The following is a 19,183-nucleotide window of genomic DNA, read 5'->3' on the forward strand; positions in this document are numbered from 1 at the left end:
GGCCAGCGGCCCGCTGTCGAGCGCGCCCTACCTCTCCAGGCGGAAGCCGAGGGGTAGGAGCGCCTCGATGGCGTGGCTCTCGGTGGACCCGTCCTCTGCCACGCTGACCACCTCGCAGCCCGGCTCCGAGAACTCCCAGATCTTCTGGCGGCAGCCTCCGCAGGGCCAGATCAGGCCGGGCAGGGACGAGGCGACCCAGACGCGCGTCAGGCGCTTCTGCCCCGCCGTGATCGCCGACGAGATCGCGCTGGCCTCCGCGCAGACGCCTTGCGGATAGGCGGCGTTCTCGACGTTCACGCCGTAGTGGATCTGGCCATTCGCGCACTCGACCGCGGCGGCGACATGCACGCCGGAATAGGGCGCATGGCTGTGCGCGAGCAGGCGGCGAAGTTCGGAGGCGACGGCCGGGGGCGCGGAGGCGGTCATGTGCGGAGGAAAGGTCCCGGAAGGCGGAAGGGACGATGAAGTCTAGGGCGAGGGATCGGGGTCGTCCATGCCGCAGCGCCCAAAGGCCGCCGTCTTCCACCGCGATTGGATAACCTTCCCACCCTCGCCCGAATCGGAGGCCGGCATGCGCACCCTGCTGATCACCGCCCTGTGCGCATTCGCGCCCGGCCTCGCCATGGCCGCGCCGCTGCCCGCGGAGGTGGCCCGGATGATCGAGGCGGCCGCTGAGACGCCGGGTGCGCTGGCCACGGTGGCCGAGGTCGCGCGACGAACGCACCCGGAGTCGCTGGCCGAGATCGACGCCCAGGTGGCCGCACTGACCTCGCGCGCCGAGGAGGAGAGGATCGCCCGCATCACGTCCCTGCGTTTTCGCGATGGCTGGAAGGGCGAGGGCCAGGCCGGCGGCTTCATCAGCACCGGCAACAGCGACGACGTGGGCGTCTCGGTTGGCCTCAAGTTCGCCAAGGAGACCCTGCGCTGGCGCCACGAGGTGCGGATGGCCGGCGACTATCAGCGCTCGGACGGCCAGGTTTCGAAGGAACGCTATTTCGCGAGCTACGCGGGCCAGTGGAAGCTGAACGGACGCGCCTTCGTCGCCCCGTCGCTGTCCGCCGAACGCGACCGGTTCGCCGGCTACCGGAGCCGATTTTCGGAAAGCGTGGGCGTCGGCTATCGCCTGATCGACCGGCCCGGGCTGCGGTTCGACGTCCAGGCGGGCCCGGCGCTTCGCCAGATCAGCTACTATGACCGAGGCGACGAGATCGCCTTCGCCGGCCGCCTGGGCGGAGACCTGGCGTGGACGGTCCGCCCCGACCTGGTGTTCACCCAGAACACCACGGTGTTCCTGGACACGATGAGTTCGACCCTGACGTCGACCACGGCGCTCACCACCAAGCTGCGGGGCGACCTGTCGGCCCGCGCCTCGTTCGACATCCGGGTGGAGACCGAGCCGCCGTCGGACCGGGAGCACACCGACACCACCACCCGGGCCAGCCTGGTCTACAGCTTCTAGTCCAGGGTGCGGCGGTAGCGAGCCATGGCCAGCGCCGTGACCACCAGCACGAACGCCGTCAGGGCAGAGAGCTCGCGCCACTGGTCGCCCAGGTCCTGCGATTTCAGCAGCGAGCCGCGCACGACACGCAGGAAATGGGTGACCGGGATCACCTCGCCGATCCACTGGGCCCAGGCGGGCATCCCGCGGAACGGGAACATGAAGCCCGACAGCAGGATCGACGGCAGGATGTAGAAGAAGCTCATCTGCATCGCCTGGAGCTGTGACCTGGCCACCGTGGAGATCAGGAAGCCCAGCGCCAGCGAGCCGGTGATGAAGAGGGTGATGCCTGCCGAGAGGCCCAGCCAGCCGCCGGCCATCGGCACCTGGAACAGGACCGCCGCCATGACCAGGATGATCGCCGTCTGCACCAGCCCGACCATGACGTAGGGCGCGAGCTTGCCGATCATCACCTCCAGCGGCTCAAGGGGCGTGGAGAGCAGCGTCTCCATCGTCCCCCGTTCGGTCTCGCGGGTGACGCTGAGCGCCGTCATCATCACCAGGGTCAGCGACAGGATGATGCCCAGCAGGCCTGGCACGATGTTGTAGGCCGTGATGGCCTCGGGATTGTACTTGCGGTGGACGACCACCTCGAACGGCGCGCTCCCCATGCGCGGCGCGAGCGCGCCGGTCAGGTCGTGCGCCAGGGCTTGGTTGGGCAGGGCCGCCAGGGCGGCGACCGCCCCGCCGGTGGCCGAAGGATCGGTGGCGTCGGCCTCCACGAGGATCTGGGCCCTGTCGCCGCGCGCCACCCGGCGGCTGAAATCGCCGGGCACGGTGACGGCGAACTGGGCGTCGCCGTTGCGCAGCAGGCGGTCCAGCTCGGCGGGGCTGCGGGCCTGGGCCACGAAGTCGAAGTAGAGCGAGTTCTTCAGCGCCGCCGTGATCGAGCGCGCATAGCGGCTGTCCTCCTGCATCAGGACGGCGGTGGGAAGGTGGCGCGGCTCGGTGTTGATCGCGTAGCCGAAGAGGGTGAGCTGGACGACCGGGATCGCCAGCATCATGGCGTAGGTGATGCGGTCGCGGGTGAGCTGCTTGAACTCCTTCACCAGCACGGCGAACACGCGGATCCAGGACAGACCGGTCATTGGACGTTGTCCTGACTCTGGCCCATGAGCTGGATGAAGACGTCCTCCAGGGTCGCGGGGACCTCGGTCCAGCGGTAGGGCTCGCGGCGATAGGGCAGGATCGCGGCCTCCAGCGCCGCGCGGTCGGTCCCGCTGACGTGGATCGCTGCGCCGAACGCCGCGGCGGTCTCGACGCCGGGCTTACCCGTCAGTTCGTGCGCCAGCTTGTCCGCGTTGGCTCCTTCGCCGTGGAAGGTGATCAGGCCCGACCGGGCGATGACCTCGGCGGCGGTGCCGCGTGCGATCAGCCGGCCGTAGCTGATGTAGGCGATCTCATGGCACCGCTCGGCCTCGTCCATGTAGTGGGTGGAGACCAGGACCGTGAGGCCTTCGGCGGCCAGGGCGTGGATCTCGTCCCAGAAGGTGCGCCGCGCCTTGGGGTCGACGCCGGCGGTGGGCTCGTCCAGCAGCAGCAGGCGGGGCTCGTGCAGGGTGGCGGTCGCCAGGGCCAGCCGCTGCTTCCAGCCGCCCGACAGCGTGCCGGCAAGCTGGCTCCGCCGGCTCGTGAGGCCCAGCCTTTCCAAGGCGCGATCCACCCGTTCCCGGCGGCGGTCCAGGCCGTAGACGCGGGCGGTGAATTGCAGGTTCTCGGCGATGGTGAGGTCCTCGTAGAGCGAGAACTTCTGGGTCATGTAACCCGTGCGGCGCTTCACCTCCTCAGCCTGGGCGATGATGTCGAAGCCCAGCGCCTCGCCCGACCCGCTGTCCGGCGTCAGCAGGCCGCACAACATTCGCAGCGTGGTGGTCTTGCCCGAGCCGTTGGGGCCGAGGAAGCCGCAGATCCGGCCTTGCTCCACCTGGATCGTCACGTCGTTGACCACATGCTTGGTCCCGAAAGACTTGTTCAGGCCACGGACGTCGATGGCGAGGTGAGAGGCGGGCGCCGTCAAGACAGCGGTTCCACATCCACCGGCTGGCCGGGATTGAGGCGGCTGCTGGGGCGGGCCTCGACGAGGTAGACCAGCCGGTCGCGAGCCTCGCGGCTGTAGATCACCGGCGGGGTGAACTCCGGGCGCGGGCTGATGAACTCGATCCGGGCGGAAAGTCCCTTGGCGCAGCCGTCGCAGGCGAAGCGGACCGTGCGGCCCATCCGATACGCGGACAGTTCCTTCTCCGGCACGAAGAACCGGACCTTGATCCGCTCGTCCGGCAGCAGGCTGAGGATGGGCTGGTTGGCGGGGGCCCATTCGCCGGGGTGGAAGAAGACGTCCTCGACCCGAGCCTTGGCCGGGGCCTTCGGCGACACCTCCGCGAGGCGGGCGGCCGCGCCGGTGACCGCGGCCTGGGCCTGGGCCACGCGGGCGTCGGCGGCGCGGATCTGGTCCTCGCGGGCGCCCAGGGTGGCGGCGTCGCGCTGCTTGCGGGCCGCGCGGACCTGGGCGACGGCGGCGTCGGCGGCGGCCTTCGCGTCGTCCAGCCGGGCGGGCGCATACCAGCCCTGGCGCACCAGAGGCTGGATGCGGCGAAGGTTGGCGCGGGCGTCGCGGGCGCGGGCCTCGGCGGCGGCGATGTTGGCTTCGAAGACCGCCAGTTCGGTCGGCCGCTGGCCCTTGCGCGCGTCGATGGCCTGGGCCTCGGCGGCGGCGGCCTCGGCCGAGGCCTGGTCGGCCTGGGCGCGAACCTGGGCCGGATCGACGACGAACAGCGCCTGACCGGCGGCCACGTCCTGGCCGCGCACCACGCTGACGCTGCGCACCGTACCGGCGACGGGCGCGGCGAGGTACAGGGGCTCGCCCTCGATATAGCCCGACAGCGTCCTGGGCTCGCCCATGCGCGGGATCCAGACGACCAGTCCGACGATGACGGCCGCGGTGGCGACCAGGCCGATCACGAGGAGGGGCGGGCGGTTCATGCGCGGGCTCCGTCGGTGAGCATGCCGCAGAGCAGGGTGTCGATGTGCTGGTTCATCAGGACCGGCAGGTCGAAGGGTTCGGCGCCGATGGGGACGAAGGTCTCGCGCCAGAGCACGCCCACCAGCAGCGGGGCGATGAGCTGGAGGGCATAGGCGCGGGGGTCGCCCGGCTTCACCTCGCCCCGCGCCTGGGCGGCCGCGATCGCCGCCGACATGGCCCCCAGGGCCTGGGAGACCAGCTCGTCGTGCCAGACCCTGGCGATCTCGGGGAAGTTCCTCGCCTCGCCCACCACCATCTTCAACACGCCGCCCAGCGGCGTGTTGGCCACCACGATCGCGACGTGCGCCGTCACCCCCCGCAGGAGGTCGGAGAGCGGACCGGGATGGGCCGCCGCCATGCCCTTGATCATCCCGATGTTGGGCGCGATGGCCTGCTCCACCACCGCGCGGAAGATGTCCTCCTTGGTCTCGAAGTAGAGGTAGATCGCGCCCTTCGAGACGCCGGCCGCGCGCGCGATGTCATCCAGCTTGGCGGCCGCAAAACCCTTCTCGGCGAAGATGGTCAGCGCCGCCTGCACGATTTCCGCCGGCCGGTCGGCCTTGCGTCTACGGAACTTCGGCGCGCCGGCGTCCATGGCGATAGCTCTTTAAATAACTGACCGGTCATTTAATAACATGTGCGGCAAAGCCGCGCAACACGCCGAGGTGACGACGGGTCGCATGGTTAAAATTGAGGTGTCCGCCTAGTTTTTGCCCCGGTCCGAGGTCAGGACCCATCGCATCGCCGCGGCAGACGCGGCGTCCCAGTCAATCCGCCACAAAGCTTGGCATTAGTCCGAGCTCGGCGTGCATTTGTTGAGTGAAGGGTCCTGGATGAAGTTGGGCGTGTCTGCGCGTGTGCTTGAAGCGGTCGAAAAAAAACCAGCGTTGTTGGCGTCTATAGTCGTGCTTGTTGGTGCGACGGCCGCCGCCGCGGCGCCGCTCAGCCAGTCCGAGCATCGCGCTCAACTCGCCACGGCGATGGAACGCGCAGTCGAGAAAGTGGCTCCCACGGTCGAGCCGGCTCCGGTGATGAAACTGGTCTGGGACGGCGCCGACCTCGACGGCGACGGCCGGGCCGACTTCACCAACCCGACCGGCCGCGAGCCGCGCACGCACGACGCCTATGGCGACGGCGAGTTCGGCGCCCGCCGCGATGGCGGCAGCCGACGGCACGAGGGGGTCGACTACACGGCTAGGCCCGGCCAGGACGTGGACGCTCCCATCTCCGGCTATGTCACCAAGATAGGCTACGCCTACGCCGGCGACGCGAACCTCAAGTTCGTGGAGATCACCAACCCCGCGCTGAACTATGCCGCGCGCGTCTTCTACGTCGAACCCAAGGTGCAGGTCGGCGAGACCGTCGCCATGGGCAGGCCGATCGGCACGGCACACACGCTGCAACGCAAGTATCCCGGCGGCATGACCGACCACGTTCACCTTGAACTGATCGATCGCCGCGGCGCCCGTGTCGACGCTACCCGCATGATCACGGCGGAATACCGGCCCTTCCCCGCGCCAGGCGCCGTCACCGTGGCCGCCGCGGACTGAGTCCCGGGCGGCTGGCTTCCGCGCCTCGGGCGGGTCCGCTACTTCAAAGCATAGGCGATGACGTAGTCGCCCTTCGCCGGAGCCATGGCCGCGCCGCCCGCCGTAACCACGACGTACTGCTTGCCGGTCTTGGGCGAGACGTAGGTCATCGGCGTGCCCGCCGAGGCGACCGGCAGTGGGGCCTGCCAGAGGACCTTTCCCGTGGCGTTGTCGTAGGCGCGCAGATAGGCGTCGGTGGTGGCCGAGCGGAAGGTGACCCCGCCGGCGGTGGTGATCGGCCCGCCGATGCCCAGGGTTCCGATCGGGATCGGCAGGCCGGACTTAAGCCCCAGCGGCGCCTGGGCCTCGGCCGTCCCCGCGGGCACCCGCCAAACGATCTCGCGGGTGCGCAGGTCGATGGCGGTCAGCATCCCGTGAGGGGGCTGGACGCAGGGCGCGAACAGCGGGCTGAGAAACCAGTTGTTGTCGGCCTCGTAGGGGACGGCCTTGCGGCTGGGCGGCGGCCGATCGGACTTGATGCGGCTGACATCCACCTCCGGCTTCGACGACTTTCTGAGCGCCACCGTCTGCGGCATGCGCACGTCGCTCACGATCAGCAGGCCGCGGCGGGCGTCATAGGCGCCCGAGCCCCAGTTCATGCCGCCGGCGTTGCCGGGATACTGCAGCGAGGGCCGCTCGGGGCTGCCGGGTGGGGTGAAGTCGCCCTCGTAGCGCAGTTGCTGGAAGCGGATGCGGCAGTAGAGCTGGTCCAGCGGGGTGGCGCCCCACATCATCTTCTCGTCCAGCCGCTCGACGCCGATGGTGGGCATCTCGACGGAATAAGGCTGGGTGGGGAACACCCACTCGCCGGGCTGGGCGCCGCCGGGCACGCGCACCTCGACCACGCGGGTCAGCGGCTTGCCGTCGCGGCGGTCGAGCACGAAGATCTGGCCGCGCTTGGTGAGCTGGACCAGCGCCGGCGCCGTGCCGCCCGCGACCGGGAAGTCGATCAGCATCGGCTGGCTGGGCACGTCGTAATCCCACAGATCGTGGTGCACGGTCTGGAAGGTCCAGCGCATCTTGCCGGTATTCACGTCGACGGCGACGACCGAGGAGGAATAGGCCTCCGACGCCATCGAGCGGTGCGAGCCCCAATAGTCGGGCGTGGCGTTGCCGATGGGCAGATAGATCAAGCCCAGGTCCGGGTCGAAGGCGGGCGTCGACCAGACGTTGGGCGTGCCGCGGGTGTAGGTCTGGCCCTCGGGCGGCAGCTTGTCGATGGACGGGTCGCCCAGGTCCCAGGCCCAGACCAGTTCGCCGGTGACCACGTCGAAGGCGCGGACGACGCCTGAGGGCTCGGAGAGCTCCTGGTTGTCGGCCACCCAGCCGCCGATGATGATCTTGTTGCCGATCACCGTGGGCGTGGACGTCTGGAAGTAGAAGCCCGGCTTGATCGGGCCGATGCCGGTGGAGAGGTCGACCACGCCGTCCTTGCCGAAGCCGGGGCAGCGCTGGCCGGTGGTCGCGTCCAGGGCGAAGAGCTGGGCGTTGATCGTCGACGAGATGATCCGCTGGCGGCAGAGCGGAGCCGCCGGCGCGGCGGCCTGCTGGACCGCGGGCGCGGGCGTCGGGGTGGCGTGCGCAGCCTTGGGGGCCGGGGCGGCCGCGGCCTTCGGCGCCGGCGCAGGCTTCGCGGCGGGAGCGGCCTTCGCGGGCGGAGTCGCGGCCTTGGACGCCGGAACCTGTGCGGCGGGCGCACCGGCCAGGGCGACCTTGGGCTGGGTTCCGTCCCAGTAGCCGACGCCGCGGCAACGGTTCCAATACCGGGCCTTCACCTTGGGATCGTGGCGCCACTTCTCCTTGCCGCTGTCGGCGTCCAGGGCGATGACCACATTGGTGGGTGTGCAGACGTAGAGCGTATCGCCCACCTGCATCGGCGTGTTCTGGTCCTGGCTGCCCCGGTTCGGCTTCTCGCCCGAGCGATAGGTCCAGGCGACCTTCAGGTCGTCCACGTTCTCGCGGTTGATCTGGTCGACGGGGGCATAGCGCGCACCGCCGGGATCGCGGCCGTAGTAGCGCCAGTCGGAGGCGGGCTCGGCCGGCGGAGCGACGCCGGTGACCTGGGCCGGAATCTCGGCCTGGCCCCAGGTGTAGGTGGCCGGTACGGCGGCGCCCAGGACGCCTACGCAGGCGAGCGACAGCACGCCGACCGCCAGGGCCGAATAGCCGCGCAGCGGCCCCTTCGGAGCCACGGCGATCACCAGCAGGATGAACAGGCCCAGCACCGCCGGCGCGAAGAGGCGCGGCAGCAGCGGCCAGAACTCGAACCCGGCCTCCCAGACGCCCCAGCCCAGGGTGACGGCCAGCACGACGGCGTAGACGAGCCCCGCGGCCGGGTGGCGGCGGGCCAGCATCACGCCCGAGCCGAGGATCGCGGCGCCCGCCAGCAGGTAGTAGGGCGAGCCGTCCAGAAGGATCAGCCAGGCGCCGCCGGCGAGGATCGCCGCACCCACCAGCGCGACCAGACCGCCGCCGATCGCGGCCCAGATCCTGGCCGGCCAACCCGCTGGTTTGTCAGACGCCATGCGCGCTTCCCCCGAACTCGAGCGCGGACCTTAGGCCCGAATCGCCACCCGCATGAAGGGTGCTGGACCTGACCTCGCCCGCGCGCGATAAACGTACGCAATGTTCTAAAAATGAAGTGCTTCTCGGGAGGGATGAGATGAGGGTCCGAAACATCGCGACGCTGGCGCTGGGCGCGGCCGTGGGACTGATGGCGGCAGCCGCCGCGGCCCAGCCGACGTCGATCAGCTATCCGAAGAACGACTACGCCAAGCCCGAGGCCTGGCTGTGCTGGCCTGGCAAGGCGAATGACGCCTGCGCCATCGACATGACCACCACGGTGATCAAGGCCGACGGCTCTTCCACGGTCGAGTCGTGGAAGTCGGATCCCAAGGCGCCGATCGACTGCTTCTACGTCTATCCGACGGTGTCGACCGACCCGGGCGTCGTCTCGGACATGACGGCCAACGCCGAGGAGCTGAACGTGGTGAAGCAGCAGCTCGCTCGCTTCGGCTCCAAGTGCCGGATCTACGCGCCGCTCTACCGCCAGTTCACGCTGACGGCGCTGCGGGGCATGGTCGAGGGCAAGCCCATGCCGGGCGCCACCGATCCCGCCGTCCGGCAGGTGGGCTACAACGACGTGGTCGACGCCTGGAACCACTACCTGACGAAGGAGAACAAGGGCCGTGGCGTCGTGCTGATCGGGCACAGCCAGGGCTCGGGCGTTCTTCAGCGGCTGATCCCCGCCGAGATCGACGGCAAGCCCGTGCAGAAGCAGCTCGTCTCGGCCTTGATCCTAGGGTCGAACCTGCCGGTGACGAAGGGCCAGGACACCGGCCTCTTCAAATCCATCCCGCTGTGCAAGACCGCGGACCAGACCGGCTGCGCGATCAGCTACGTGACCTTCCGCGACACCGTTCCCCCGCCCTCCAACACCCGTTTCGGCAAGGTGGCGGCTCCCGAGATGGAGGCCGCCTGCGTCAATCCCGCGGCCTTGTTGGGCAAGAGCGACCTGCACGCCTACCTGGCCAACGGCATGAACATCGCCAGCTCGTCGGCCCCGCCGCCCGAGTGGGTGAAAGGCAAGCCCAACCCCAAGACGCCGTTCGTCTCTCTGCCGGGCCTCATCAGCGGTAAGTGCGTGTCGAAGGAGGGGTTCAATTATCTGGAGGCGCACGTGAACGCAGATCCCGCGGATCCGCGCACCGACACGATCCCGGGCGACGTCACCGGCCTGGGCGGGGTGATCGCCAAGGATTGGGGCCTGCACCTGATCGACGCCAACATCGCCATGGGCGACCTGGTCGAGGTGGTGGGCCGGCAGGCCAAGGCCTACGCGGCGAAGAAGTAGAAAGAAGGGGCGCTTTCGGAAGGAAGCGCCCCCTCAAGCCTCTAGCGTCCAGTCAGCTTCCGGCCGGCGAAGATGCCCATGGCCAGGAAGATCAGGAAGCCGACAACGGCGACGAAGAACAGCAGCTTGGCGATACCAGCCGCAGCGCCGGCGATACCGCCGAAGCCGAGCGCCGCCGCCACGATGGCGACGATCGCGAAGATCAGAGCCCACTTGAGCATCGGTTTGTCTCCTCGGTTCGAAACTCGGCCCTGGAAACGCTGGGGAACCTGCACCGTTCCGCGATGACACAAATCCTTGTTTCACCCGAGGGCAGCGCTGATCTATGACCGGCTGACATGGCCAAGAACCCGGAAAGCCCCCTGGAGCCCTTCAAGCGCGCGCTGGCCCACGCGGCGCGATCGCTTGCCGAGACCCCGGACCTGGAAATCGTCTACTCGGGCGAGGGGCCGCAGCTCTCGGGCAACCGGGCGGTGCTTCCGCACCCGCCGCGCGACCTGACGCCGGAGGATGCCGCGCGCATTCGTGGCCTGGCCGACCAGATGGCGCTGCGCATCGCCCACCACGACCCGGCCGCGCATGCGAAGACGCGGCCGCACTCCGGGGCCGGCCAGCCCATCTACGACGCCCTGGAGCAGGCGCGCATCGAGGCCATCGGCGCCACGGCCATGGGCGGGGTGCGCGAAAACCTCAAGGCGGTGCTGAACCACGCTTGGCAGCGGAAAGCCTTCAACGAAGTCGAGGCCATGGCGAACCCGCCGCTGGCCGAGGTGGTGAGCCTGATGGTGCGCGAGCGCCTTACCGGTGAGCCGCCCCCGCCGATGGCGCGCGCGTTGGTCGACATGTTCCGCGCGGACGTCGAGGCCAAGGCCGGCGAAGACCTGGAGCAGCTCGAAGGGTCGTTGCACGACCAGAAGGCCTTCGCGCGCCTGGCCCGCAAGATCATCCGCGACCTCAACATGGGCGACGACCTGTCGGACGCGCCCGAGCAGCCCGATGAGGACACAGAGGGCGGCGAGGAGGGCGATCCCGACGCCACCGACGATCAGGACGACGGGGAGGGCGAGAGCCAGTCGCCCCAGCAGTCGGCCATGGACGACGACGACACCACGGCCCGCGAGGCCGAGGACGCCGACAGCCAGATGATGCAGTCGGACGAGGATCCCGACGCGGAAGACACCGAGGAACCGCCGGACATGGGCGACGGCGAGCAGCCGGCGCGCCCGGATCCGTCGGGCGACAACCGGGCGATCACCTACAAGGTCTTCACCACGGCCCACGACGAGATCGTGGCCGCCGAGGAGCTGTGCGATCCCGAGGAACTGACGCGCCTGCGCGCCTACCTCGACCAGCAGCTCGCCAGCGTGTCGAACGTGGTCTCGCGGCTCGCCAATCGCCTGCAGCGCAAACTTCTGGCCCAGCAGAACAGATCGTGGTCGTTCGACCTGGAAGAGGGTTTGCTCGACACCTCGCGGCTGACGCGGGTCATCACCGACCCCACAGCCTCCCTCGCCTTCAAGGAGGAGGAGGACACCGAGTTCCGCGACACGGTGGTCACCATCCTGATCGACAACTCGGGTTCCATGCGCGGGCGGCCGATCATGGTGGCGGCCGTGTGCGCCGACATCCTGGCGCGGACGCTGGAGCGCTGCGGCGTGAAGACCGAGATCCTGGGGTTCACCACCCGCGCCTGGAAGGGCGGCAGCTCGCGCGAGGACTGGTTAAAGGCCGGCAAGCCCGCGCAGCCGGGCCGTCTGAACGACCTGCGCCATATCATCTACAAGGCCGCCGACGCGCCTTGGCGTCGCGCCCGGCGGAACCTGGGCCTGATGATGCGCGAGGGGCTCCTCAAGGAAAATATCGACGGCGAGGCGCTGATGTGGGCGCACCAGCGCCTGATCGGCCGGCCGGAAGCGCGGCGTATCCTGCTGGTGATCTCGGACGGGGCGCCGGTGGACGACTCGACCCTGTCGGTGAACTCGGGCCACTACCTGGAGCGCCACCTGCGCGAGGTGATCGGCGAGATCGAGGCCAAGAGCCCGGTCCAGCTCATCGCCATCGGCATCGGCCACGACGTCACCCGCTACTACAAGAACGCCGTGACGATCGTGGACGTCGAGCAATTGGCCGGCGCCATGGTCGAGCAGCTCGCCGACCTGTTTGATGAGGAGGTGCGCAAGGTGACCCGCCGCACCGCGAGCCTGCTGGCGCCGCCGCCCAACACCCAGGGTCCGCAGGGCCCGACCCGCCGATCCACCTTCAAGGAAGTGCGGAGGGCCACCGCTTGAGGCCCTGGGCAGGCGCCGCGCTGGCTCTTGCGCTTGCCGCGTGCGCCGCGCCCACGACGCCGCTGCCGGCCTATCCCGTCCCGGTGGGGGCGGCGATCCAGGTCGATGGCCAGCCCGTCCCCCTTGACCCCACGGATCCCGGTCGTCAGCGCATCGGCAACTTCGCCTACGCCGGCGGCGTGGACCTGACCTCGCGCCAGACCAGCCGCCTGCACGGGCTCTCGGACATCAAGGTCGCGCCCGACGGCCGATTCGTCGCCCTGGGCGACCAGTCCGACCTGCTTGAGGGCCGCATCGTGCTGGACGCCGCCGGGCGCCTGGCCGGGATCGCCGACGCGACGATGATCGCGTTGAAGGAAACGACCGGCGTCGACCTCTACGCCGGCGGCCAGCGCGAGTACGATTCCGAGGGCGTGGCGCGCTTCGCCAACGGCGACTTGCTGGCGAGCTTCGAGCAGCACGACCGCATCCTTCTGTTCCCCCGGGATGGAGGCCTGCCGCGCCCGGCGCCGCAGCCGGATGTGAAATACACCGACAACAAGGGGATGGAGGCGCTGGTCACGGCGCCCGAGGTGGCCGCCGACGCCTATCGGGTCGGGCTGGAGGACAGCGGCCACATCTTCCTCTGCCGTCTTTCCACGACTTGCGTTCGGGACCGGGATCTCGACCTGGAGGGTTCGGCCCTGGTGGCCATGGACAACATGCCAGGCGGCGGCCTGGTCTATCTGCTGCGGTCGTACTCGGTGCTGCGCGGCAACGTTGTCCAGCTGCGGATCCTGGACCGGGCCGGCAAGCTGGTGGACCGGCTGGAGATTGCTCGACCCCTTACGGTGGACAATCTGGAGGGCGTCGCCGCCGTGCCGCAGCCGGGTGGCCGCGTACGGTTCTACCTGATCTCGGACGACAACTTCGGCTTTTACGACGGCAAGCCTACAGACCAGCGGACCTTGCTGCTGGCGTTCGACTGGACGCCCGCGAAGTAGGCTTGGGCAAAATGAAAAGGCCGCCCGGTGGGGCGGCCTCTTCGAAATCGGCGATGAGCCGGGCGCTTAGGCCGCGGCTTGCTCGGCCAGCTTGGCCTTCACCTGGCGCTTGATCTTCAGCGCCTTGGCCGACAGGACCTCGTCCTTGGCCTTCAGCAGCACCACGTCGAGCCCGCCCCGGAAGTCCAGGGTGCGGAGCGCCGCATTGGTGATGCGCAGGGTGAAGTTCTGGCCGAGGGCTTCCGACTGCACGGTCGTGGCCACCAGGTTCGGCATGAACCGGCGCTTGGTCTTGATGTTCGAGTGGCTCACGTTGTGGCCGACCATCGGACCGACACCCGTGATTTCGCAGCGGCGCGACATGGCGAGATAACCTTCGCAGGAAACAGGAATGCGACAGGCCGGGGCCCACGCGAAGAGCGGGCGATTTAGAGGAACGGTCCCCGCTCGTCAAGGTGAGCCGGCGGGAAAGCCAAACGGTCGCGCTCCACGAGCATCGTTCGTTGTGGGCCGAAGCGAGTCAGATACAATATGTCGTAGGGAACGAAAGCTGAATCGCTGCGAGTCAGTGATTCGGTCGCGATTCGTTTCGCGCCCGTTCTCTGCCTCAGCTTTCCAGCGTTAAGCTCCACCTTGGGAGGGTCCGATGACGGCTCCGGTCGAGAAACGCGCGCGATTCCGGGACCTGCATCAGAGCGGCTGTTTCGTGATCCCGAACCCCTGGGACGTGGGCAGCGCGAAGATGCTGCAGGCCCTGGGCTTCCAGGCGCTGGCCTCGACCAGTTCCGGCATGGCCTGGAGCCGCGGCCGCCTGGACAACGAGGTCCCGCTGGAGGACGCGCTCTCGCACCTGGCGACCCTGGCGGTGGCCACGGACCTGCCGCTGAACGCTGACTTCGAGAACGGATATGCCGACACCCCCGAAGGCGTGGCCGTCAATGTTCGGCGGGCGCTGGACACCGGCGTGGCGGGACTGTCCATCGAGGACATGAGCCACGACCCCGGCAAGCCGTTGTACGACACGGCGCTGGCCGTGGAGCGGGTGAGGGCCGCGCGGGCGGCCGTGGACGCGGAGGGCTCGGGCGCGGTGCTGGTGGCGCGCGCCGAGGGTCTGCTGATCGGCCAGATGGACGTGAAGGCCACGCTGGATCGCCTGGCCGCGCTGGCCGACGCCGGGGCGGACTGCCTCTACGCGCCCGGCCTGCGGTCGGCGGAGGACATCGCCACGGCGGTGCTCGTCGTCGCCCCGAAGCCGCTCAACGTTCTGATGTGGACCGGTGGGCCGACGGTCGCGGAACTGGCGGACCTGGGCGTGCGCCGCATCAGCGTGGGCGGCGCGCTGGCGCGGGCCGCGTTCGGCGAGTTCATCCGCACGGCGCGCGAGATCGCTGAAGAGGGCCGCTTCGACCGCCTGGCGCAGGCGGCGACCGGCGCCGAGATGAAGGCGCTCTTGAAACCCTAGAGCCGCACCCAGCCCGTCCCTTCGTGCTGGAAGGCGAAGAGGTCAGGGTGGAGGATCTCGGCGATCATCTCGGCCGACTCGACCAACCGCGGGCCGGGGCGATTGAAGTAGTGGTGGCCGTCGATGACGTAGACCTGACCGCGCCGCACCGCGGACAGCGCCGCCCATTCCGGCCGGGCCTGCAGCAGGGGAGCGTCAGCCAGGCTCTGCGCGATGGTGAAGCCGCAGGGCAGCAGCAGGATGACATCCGGGTCCGCCGCCGCCAGGGCCGCCCAGTCCAGCCAGGGCGAATGCTGGCCCGGCATGGCGAACAGGCTCTCGCCGCCCGCGGCCTCGATCAGCTCGGGCATCCAGTTGCCGCCGGCCATGAGCGGGTCGATCCAATCGATGGCGGCGACGGTCGGGCGATGGGCGGCGCGGTCGGCGGTCCGGCGGATGGCGGCGAGACGTCCCTGCAACCTGGCGATGGCGCGCTCCGCCACGGCCTCGGCGCCCAGCGCCTGGCCCACCTTGCGCACGTCGCCCCAGACGTCGGAGAGGTCGTTGGGCTCCAGCGAGACCAGCGTCGGCGCCATGCCCGTCCATTCGCAGAGCGCGTGCTCGAGATCGCCCGGGGTCACCGCGCAGATGGCGCACTGGGTCTGGGTCAGGATCACGTCGGGCTTCAGCGCCCGCAACCGCTCGGCATCGACGCGATAGACCGAGACGCCCTGGGCGATGATCTCGTTCACGCGCCGGTCGATGTCGCGCGATGTGCCGTCCAGCCGCACCTTGGTGGCGCTGAGCGCCGGCAGGCGGCTGACGTCGACCGGGAAGTCGCACTGGTGCGAGCGGCCCACGAGCTGGTCGGCCATGCCCACCGCCGCCACGATCTCGGTGGCGCTGGGCAGCAGGGAGACGATGCGCGGGCCGCTCATGCGGAACGTCCGAAGGCGGGGACCGCCAGCGGGGTGCAGCGCACGACGGCATCCACCGCCAGCAGCCCCGCCAGCCAGGCGGCGTTCACCGCGCCCACCAGGCTGATCACCCCTGGGCGCACTTCGCAGGCGCCGGTGATCACCTGCTCGACGCCCAGTATGACGAGCTGGTTGGCCACGAACGCCGCGACGAAGGCCAGGCCCGCGCGCAGCCAGGCGGGCTTGCCCAAGGTGGCGGCCAGGACGGGCGCGGCGCCCGCCAACGCAGCGAGCGCCGCCGCGCCAAGGCCGAGGCCCCAGGCGATGGTGCTCGGGTCGCGCGGATAGTCATGGAGGCCGAAGCCGATGGCCTGGCCGGCCAGCCAGACCGCAAGCGTGAGCGGGACGGCGCGGCGCATCGGCAGGGCGCCGGCGGCGATCACCGCCACGGCGACCAGCGGCTCTAGGCAACCGGCGATCAGGCAGCCGCCCAGAACCAGGACGACGACACCGGCGGACCACAGGGCGGTCCGGGGTTGGGAGAGAACAACAGACATGGGCCGATACCTCGCGGCGGACGTGACACGTCACCGCGAAGGAGATTCGCCGACCGACAGGGCGTCAGGCGCCTGGCGGCGGTCCATCCACATCGGTGCACCCCGCCCAATGCGCTCGCGCGTGACCACGGCTCGTGGCAGGTCTCCTGGCTCGCGGGTCGTCGCCTCGGGACCGGCCTTCCCAGGGCGTTGCGGCCCCAGTGGCTTTGGTGGTCTTCGGCTCGCCGCTTACAGTTGCGGGGGCAGCCGCGGCCTTGGACGCGAACGTCCGCACCGCATTCCCTCTAGGCCCTCTCGGGCGCCACGGCCGATGATTGCCTCGCCGTGGCGCGTGCGGTCAAGCCACTCGGACGCGGGCCGTCGATTCGGGCAGGTCCTGACCGAAGGCGCGCTGGTAGAACTCGGCGACCGTGCCGCGCTCCAGCTCGTCGCACTTGTTCAGGAAGGTCATCCGGAACGCGAGGCCGATGTCGCCGCCGAAGATCTCGGCGTTCTGGGCCCAGGTGATCACGGTCCGCGGGCTCATGACGGTCGAGATGTCGCCGTTCATGAAGGCGTTCCGGGTCATGTCGGCCACGCGCACCATGGCGTTGATGGTGCGCTTCCCCTCGGCTGTCTGGTAGCCGGGCGCCTTCGCCAGCACGATCTCGGCCTCGGTGTCGTGGCTGAGGTAGTTCAGCGTGGTCACGATCGACCAGCGATCCATCTGGCCTTGGTTGATCTGCTGGGTGCCGTGGTAGAGGCCGGTGGTGTCGCCCAAGCCGATGGTGTTGGTCGTCGAGAACAGGCGGAACCAGGGGTTGGGCCGGATCACGCGGTTCTGGTCGAGCAGGGTCAGCTTGCCCTGCGCCTCCAGCACGCGCTGGATCACGAACATCACGTCCGGCCGCCCCGCGTCGTACTCGTCGAAGACGAGGGCGATGGGCCGCTGGATCGCCCAGGGCAGCATGCCTTCGCGGAATTCGGTGACCTGCTTGCCATCCTTCAGGACGATGGCGTCCTTGCCGACCAGGTCGATGCGGCTGACGTGGCTGTCCAGGTTCACCCGGATCAGCGGCCAGTTCAGGCGCGCGGCCACCTGCTCGATGTGGGTGGACTTGCCCGTGCCGTGATAGCCCTGGACCATCACGCGACGGTCGTGGGCGAAGCCCGCGAGGATCGCCCGCGTGGTCTCCGGGTCGAACTTGTAGGCCGGATCCACATCCGGCACGTGCGGGTCGCGCTCGCTGAAGGCCGGGACCTTCATGTCCAGGTCGATACCGAAGGTCTCGCGGACGTCGACCTCCGTGTCGGGGGTGAGCGTGATGAGCTTGTCTTCGGTGATGTCGAAAGCGGCCATGACGCGGTTCGATTACAAGCTTGCCGTCGCGTACGCAAACAGGTGTTTTGTGCAAAGGCGAAGGAGGAACCGCCATGCTGATGGAAGCGCAGAGCGCCTATCGCACGATCCGGGTCCAGTCCCGGGAAAGTGGCTTCGGCGCCGAGGTCACCGGCATCGACCTTTCCAAGCCCCTGGGCGAGGTCGCGCTGGCCGAGGTCAAGGACGCCTGGGCGCGCCACGCGGTCCTGGCTTTTCCCGGCCAGCCGCTGACCCTGGACGAGCTGGAAGCCTTTACCCTGCAGATCGGGCCGTTCGGTCACGATCCCTATGTCGCGCCGATGGCCGGCCACCCGAACGTGCTGGAGGTGCGCCGGGAGCCCGACGAGAAGACAACGCCCTTCGGCGGCAACTGGCACTCGGACTGGAGCTTCCAGGAGCGACCTCCCGCGGCCACCATCCTGCGTTCCGAGATCATCCCTCCCGTGGGCGGCGACACGCTCTATGCCGACGGCGCGGCGGCCTACGAGGCGCTGTCCGACGAGATGAAGGCCCGGCTGGCTCCGCTCCGCGCGGTCCACTCGGCGACCCGCGCCTACGGCCCGAAGAGCGGTTACGCCCGCGAACTCGACGTGCGGTCCATGCCGATCATCGTCAGTCCGGAGGCCGACAAGACCTGGGCCCACCCCCTGGTTCGGACCCACCCTGTGACGGGCCGCAAGGCGCTCTTCATCTCGCCGGTCTACACGGTGGGCATCGAGGGCATGACGCCCGACGAGGCCGACCCGCTGCTGGGCGAGCTGTACAAGCACATGGTCCAGGACCGGTTCGTCTACCGCCACGTATGGCAGGCGGGGATGCTGGTGATCTGGGACAACCGCTGCACGATGCACAATGCCCTGGGCGGCTATGACGGGCACCGGCGGGTCATGCACCGCACCACGGTGGCGGGGGAAATCCCGGTCTAGGCGGCCTGGACCACGGGGCCGCCGGTCTTCGCGCGGCCGGCCGCGTAGCAACCCACGCCCAGCGCGCAGCCCAACGAGATCATGACGCTCTCGCCGCCGTCTTCGACCACGCCGGCCAGGAGGTCGAGGCCCTCGGCCCACGGGCTTGAATGGAGGGCGTCGACGCCGACCCCGAACACGGCCGCGCCCAGCGGCGCCGCCGACAGCATCATGGCGGCCCGGCGCGCCCTCGGTGTCGCCTTGCGCCAGGTGAGGGCCAGCAAGATCAGGAAGCCGCCGCCGGCAGCCGCGAACGCCATCAACTCGCCCAGGTCGCGCGACCGGTTGAGGCCGAGGGTCAGGCCCTGAAGCATATGGCGGGCCAGGGTCATGCCCAGCCGCTCGTGGATCGCCAGGGCGTTGTCCAACACCATCCAGGCGTTGAGAGCGCAGAGAACCCAGAGGATCGGCGCACGCTGGCGGCGCGCCAGCAGCCCTATGGCCAGCGCCGTGACGGCCGACTTGAGGTACTCGAAGCCCTCCGCCACACCGAGTTCGACATGCATGTCGAACATCAGGTCCTTGAACCCGGCCGGCGCACGTCCGGCCTCCGCCTGAAGGTGGAGGAGGTCCAGTCCGATGAGGGCGACGTCGATCGGAAGCAGCCCCAGGAACACCAGCAGGGCCATCCGGACGTCGAGTTCTGGGTCCGAGACCGTGTCCACTCAGCGCCCCGTCCGCCGTGTCGCATGACAACGGTATGACGGATTCCC

Annotated in this window: 19 protein-coding genes and 1 riboswitch; of the genes, 7 read left to right on the forward strand and 12 right to left on the reverse strand. The window is 69.4% G+C overall.

Features of this window, described 5'->3' with window-relative positions; translation table 11 throughout:
• Positions 1 to 27 precede the first annotated feature (27 nt).
• Positions 28 to 426 carry a cytidine deaminase gene (gene cdd, locus ACODSY_RS21130; protein WP_488953863.1) on the reverse strand — a complete coding sequence of 133 codons (399 nt, stop codon included), beginning with the start codon at positions 424 to 426 and terminating at the stop codon, positions 28 to 30.
• A gap of 145 nt (positions 427 to 571) precedes the next feature.
• Between cdd and ACODSY_RS21135 the strand changes: the two genes are divergently transcribed.
• The gene (locus tag ACODSY_RS21135; RefSeq protein ID WP_488953864.1) at positions 572 to 1,459 is read left to right on the forward strand and encodes a DUF481 domain-containing protein; all 888 of its coding nucleotides are present in this window, start codon (positions 572 to 574) and stop codon (positions 1,457 to 1,459) included.
• Here the strand turns inward: ACODSY_RS21135 and ACODSY_RS21140 are convergent.
• Genes ACODSY_RS21140 through ACODSY_RS21155 form a run of 4 tightly spaced genes read right to left on the reverse strand, consistent with a single transcriptional unit; the run spans position 1,456 to position 5,112 of the window.
• Positions 1,456 to 2,586, reverse strand: a complete 1,131-nt coding sequence (locus ACODSY_RS21140) for an ABC transporter permease (RefSeq protein ID WP_488953865.1) — start codon at positions 2,584 to 2,586, stop codon at positions 1,456 to 1,458. The genes ACODSY_RS21135 and ACODSY_RS21140 overlap by 4 nt on opposite strands.
• Positions 2,583 to 3,515, reverse strand: coding sequence for an ABC transporter ATP-binding protein (locus ACODSY_RS21145; protein WP_488953866.1), 933 nt, complete (start codon positions 3,513 to 3,515; stop codon positions 2,583 to 2,585). Before ACODSY_RS21145 ends, ACODSY_RS21140 begins: the two co-directional genes overlap by 4 nt.
• Positions 3,512 to 4,477: an HlyD family secretion protein gene (locus ACODSY_RS21150; RefSeq protein WP_488953867.1), complete on the reverse strand. Its 966-nt coding sequence runs from the start codon at positions 4,475 to 4,477 to the stop codon at positions 3,512 to 3,514. Before ACODSY_RS21150 ends, ACODSY_RS21145 begins: the two co-directional genes overlap by 4 nt.
• Positions 4,474 to 5,112 carry a TetR/AcrR family transcriptional regulator gene (locus tag ACODSY_RS21155; RefSeq protein WP_488953868.1) on the reverse strand — a complete coding sequence of 213 codons (639 nt, stop codon included), beginning with the start codon at positions 5,110 to 5,112 and terminating at the stop codon, positions 4,474 to 4,476. Before ACODSY_RS21155 ends, ACODSY_RS21150 begins: the two co-directional genes overlap by 4 nt.
• Before the next feature lie 310 nt (positions 5,113 to 5,422).
• On the opposite strand from ACODSY_RS21155, the gene ACODSY_RS21160 reads away from it, so the two are divergent.
• Positions 5,423 to 6,067, forward strand: coding sequence for a peptidoglycan DD-metalloendopeptidase family protein (locus ACODSY_RS21160; RefSeq protein WP_488953869.1), 645 nt, complete (start codon positions 5,423 to 5,425; stop codon positions 6,065 to 6,067).
• A 38-nt stretch (positions 6,068 to 6,105) separates the two neighbouring features.
• On the opposite strand, the gene ACODSY_RS21165 is transcribed toward ACODSY_RS21160, so the two are convergent.
• The gene (locus tag ACODSY_RS21165; RefSeq protein ID WP_488953870.1) at positions 6,106 to 8,631 is read right to left on the reverse strand and encodes a membrane-bound PQQ-dependent dehydrogenase, glucose/quinate/shikimate family; all 2,526 of its coding nucleotides are present in this window, start codon (positions 8,629 to 8,631) and stop codon (positions 6,106 to 6,108) included.
• A 137-nt stretch (positions 8,632 to 8,768) separates the two neighbouring features.
• Between ACODSY_RS21165 and ACODSY_RS21170 the strand changes: the two genes are divergently transcribed.
• On the forward strand, positions 8,769 to 9,959 hold the full coding sequence (locus ACODSY_RS21170) for a DUF3089 domain-containing protein (protein ID WP_488953871.1): 1,191 nt from the start codon (positions 8,769 to 8,771) through the stop codon (positions 9,957 to 9,959).
• A gap of 41 nt (positions 9,960 to 10,000) precedes the next feature.
• Here the strand turns inward: ACODSY_RS21170 and ACODSY_RS21175 are convergent, their stop codons facing one another.
• Positions 10,001 to 10,180, reverse strand: coding sequence for a DUF1328 family protein (locus ACODSY_RS21175; protein WP_488953872.1), 180 nt, complete (start codon positions 10,178 to 10,180; stop codon positions 10,001 to 10,003).
• Between the two features lie 117 nt (positions 10,181 to 10,297).
• Here ACODSY_RS21175 and cobT point away from each other — a divergent pair, with 117 nt between their 5' ends.
• Together cobT and ACODSY_RS21185 are read left to right on the forward strand one after the other, a co-directional pair.
• Positions 10,298 to 12,247: a cobaltochelatase subunit CobT gene (cobT, locus tag ACODSY_RS21180; protein WP_488953873.1), complete on the forward strand. Its 1,950-nt coding sequence runs from the start codon at positions 10,298 to 10,300 to the stop codon at positions 12,245 to 12,247.
• Positions 12,244 to 13,230, forward strand: a complete 987-nt coding sequence (locus ACODSY_RS21185) for an esterase-like activity of phytase family protein (protein WP_488953874.1) — start codon at positions 12,244 to 12,246, stop codon at positions 13,228 to 13,230. Before cobT ends, ACODSY_RS21185 begins: the two co-directional genes overlap by 4 nt.
• A 66-nt stretch (positions 13,231 to 13,296) precedes the next feature.
• Here ACODSY_RS21185 and rpmB read toward each other — a convergent pair whose 3' ends face one another.
• Complete coding sequence (gene rpmB, locus ACODSY_RS21190) at positions 13,297 to 13,593, reverse strand: 50S ribosomal protein L28 (RefSeq protein WP_488953875.1); 297 nt, start codon at positions 13,591 to 13,593, stop codon at positions 13,297 to 13,299.
• Positions 13,594 to 13,876: 283 nt separating this feature from the next.
• Between rpmB and ACODSY_RS21195 the strand changes: the two genes are divergently transcribed.
• Positions 13,877 to 14,692: an isocitrate lyase/PEP mutase family protein gene (locus tag ACODSY_RS21195; protein ID WP_488953876.1), complete on the forward strand. Its 816-nt coding sequence runs from the start codon at positions 13,877 to 13,879 to the stop codon at positions 14,690 to 14,692.
• Here the strand turns inward: ACODSY_RS21195 and ACODSY_RS21200 are convergent.
• The 3 genes from ACODSY_RS21200 to cobS all read right to left on the reverse strand — a co-directional run bounded on the left by ACODSY_RS21200 (position 14,689) and on the right by cobS (position 17,484).
• Entirely contained in the window at positions 14,689 to 15,609 is a 921-nt protein-coding gene (locus ACODSY_RS21200; protein ID WP_488953877.1) for a cobalamin-binding protein, read from the reverse strand. The genes ACODSY_RS21195 and ACODSY_RS21200 overlap by 4 nt on opposite strands.
• Positions 15,606 to 16,145, reverse strand: a complete 540-nt coding sequence (locus ACODSY_RS21205) for a hypothetical protein (RefSeq protein ID WP_488953878.1) — start codon at positions 16,143 to 16,145, stop codon at positions 15,606 to 15,608. The genes ACODSY_RS21200 and ACODSY_RS21205 overlap by 4 nt, the downstream gene beginning before the upstream one ends.
• A 119-nt stretch (positions 16,146 to 16,264) precedes the next feature.
• Positions 16,265 to 16,466, reverse strand: a riboswitch (cobalamin riboswitch).
• A 16-nt stretch (positions 16,467 to 16,482) separates the two neighbouring features.
• Complete coding sequence (gene cobS, locus ACODSY_RS21210) at positions 16,483 to 17,484, reverse strand: cobaltochelatase subunit CobS (RefSeq protein WP_488953879.1); 1,002 nt, start codon at positions 17,482 to 17,484, stop codon at positions 16,483 to 16,485.
• Between the two features lie 74 nt (positions 17,485 to 17,558).
• On the opposite strand from cobS, the gene ACODSY_RS21215 reads away from it, so the two are divergent.
• Entirely contained in the window at positions 17,559 to 18,431 is an 873-nt protein-coding gene (locus ACODSY_RS21215) for a TauD/TfdA dioxygenase family protein (protein ID WP_488953880.1), read from the forward strand.
• On the opposite strand, the gene ACODSY_RS21220 is transcribed toward ACODSY_RS21215, so the two are convergent.
• Positions 18,428 to 19,135, reverse strand: a complete 708-nt coding sequence (locus ACODSY_RS21220; protein ID WP_488953881.1) for a hypothetical protein — start codon at positions 19,133 to 19,135, stop codon at positions 18,428 to 18,430. The two genes, ACODSY_RS21215 and ACODSY_RS21220, sit on opposite strands and share 4 nt — an antisense overlap.
• Positions 19,136 to 19,183: the final 48 nt, after the last annotated feature.

It is taken from the genome of Phenylobacterium sp. FG114, assembly GCF_057809855.1.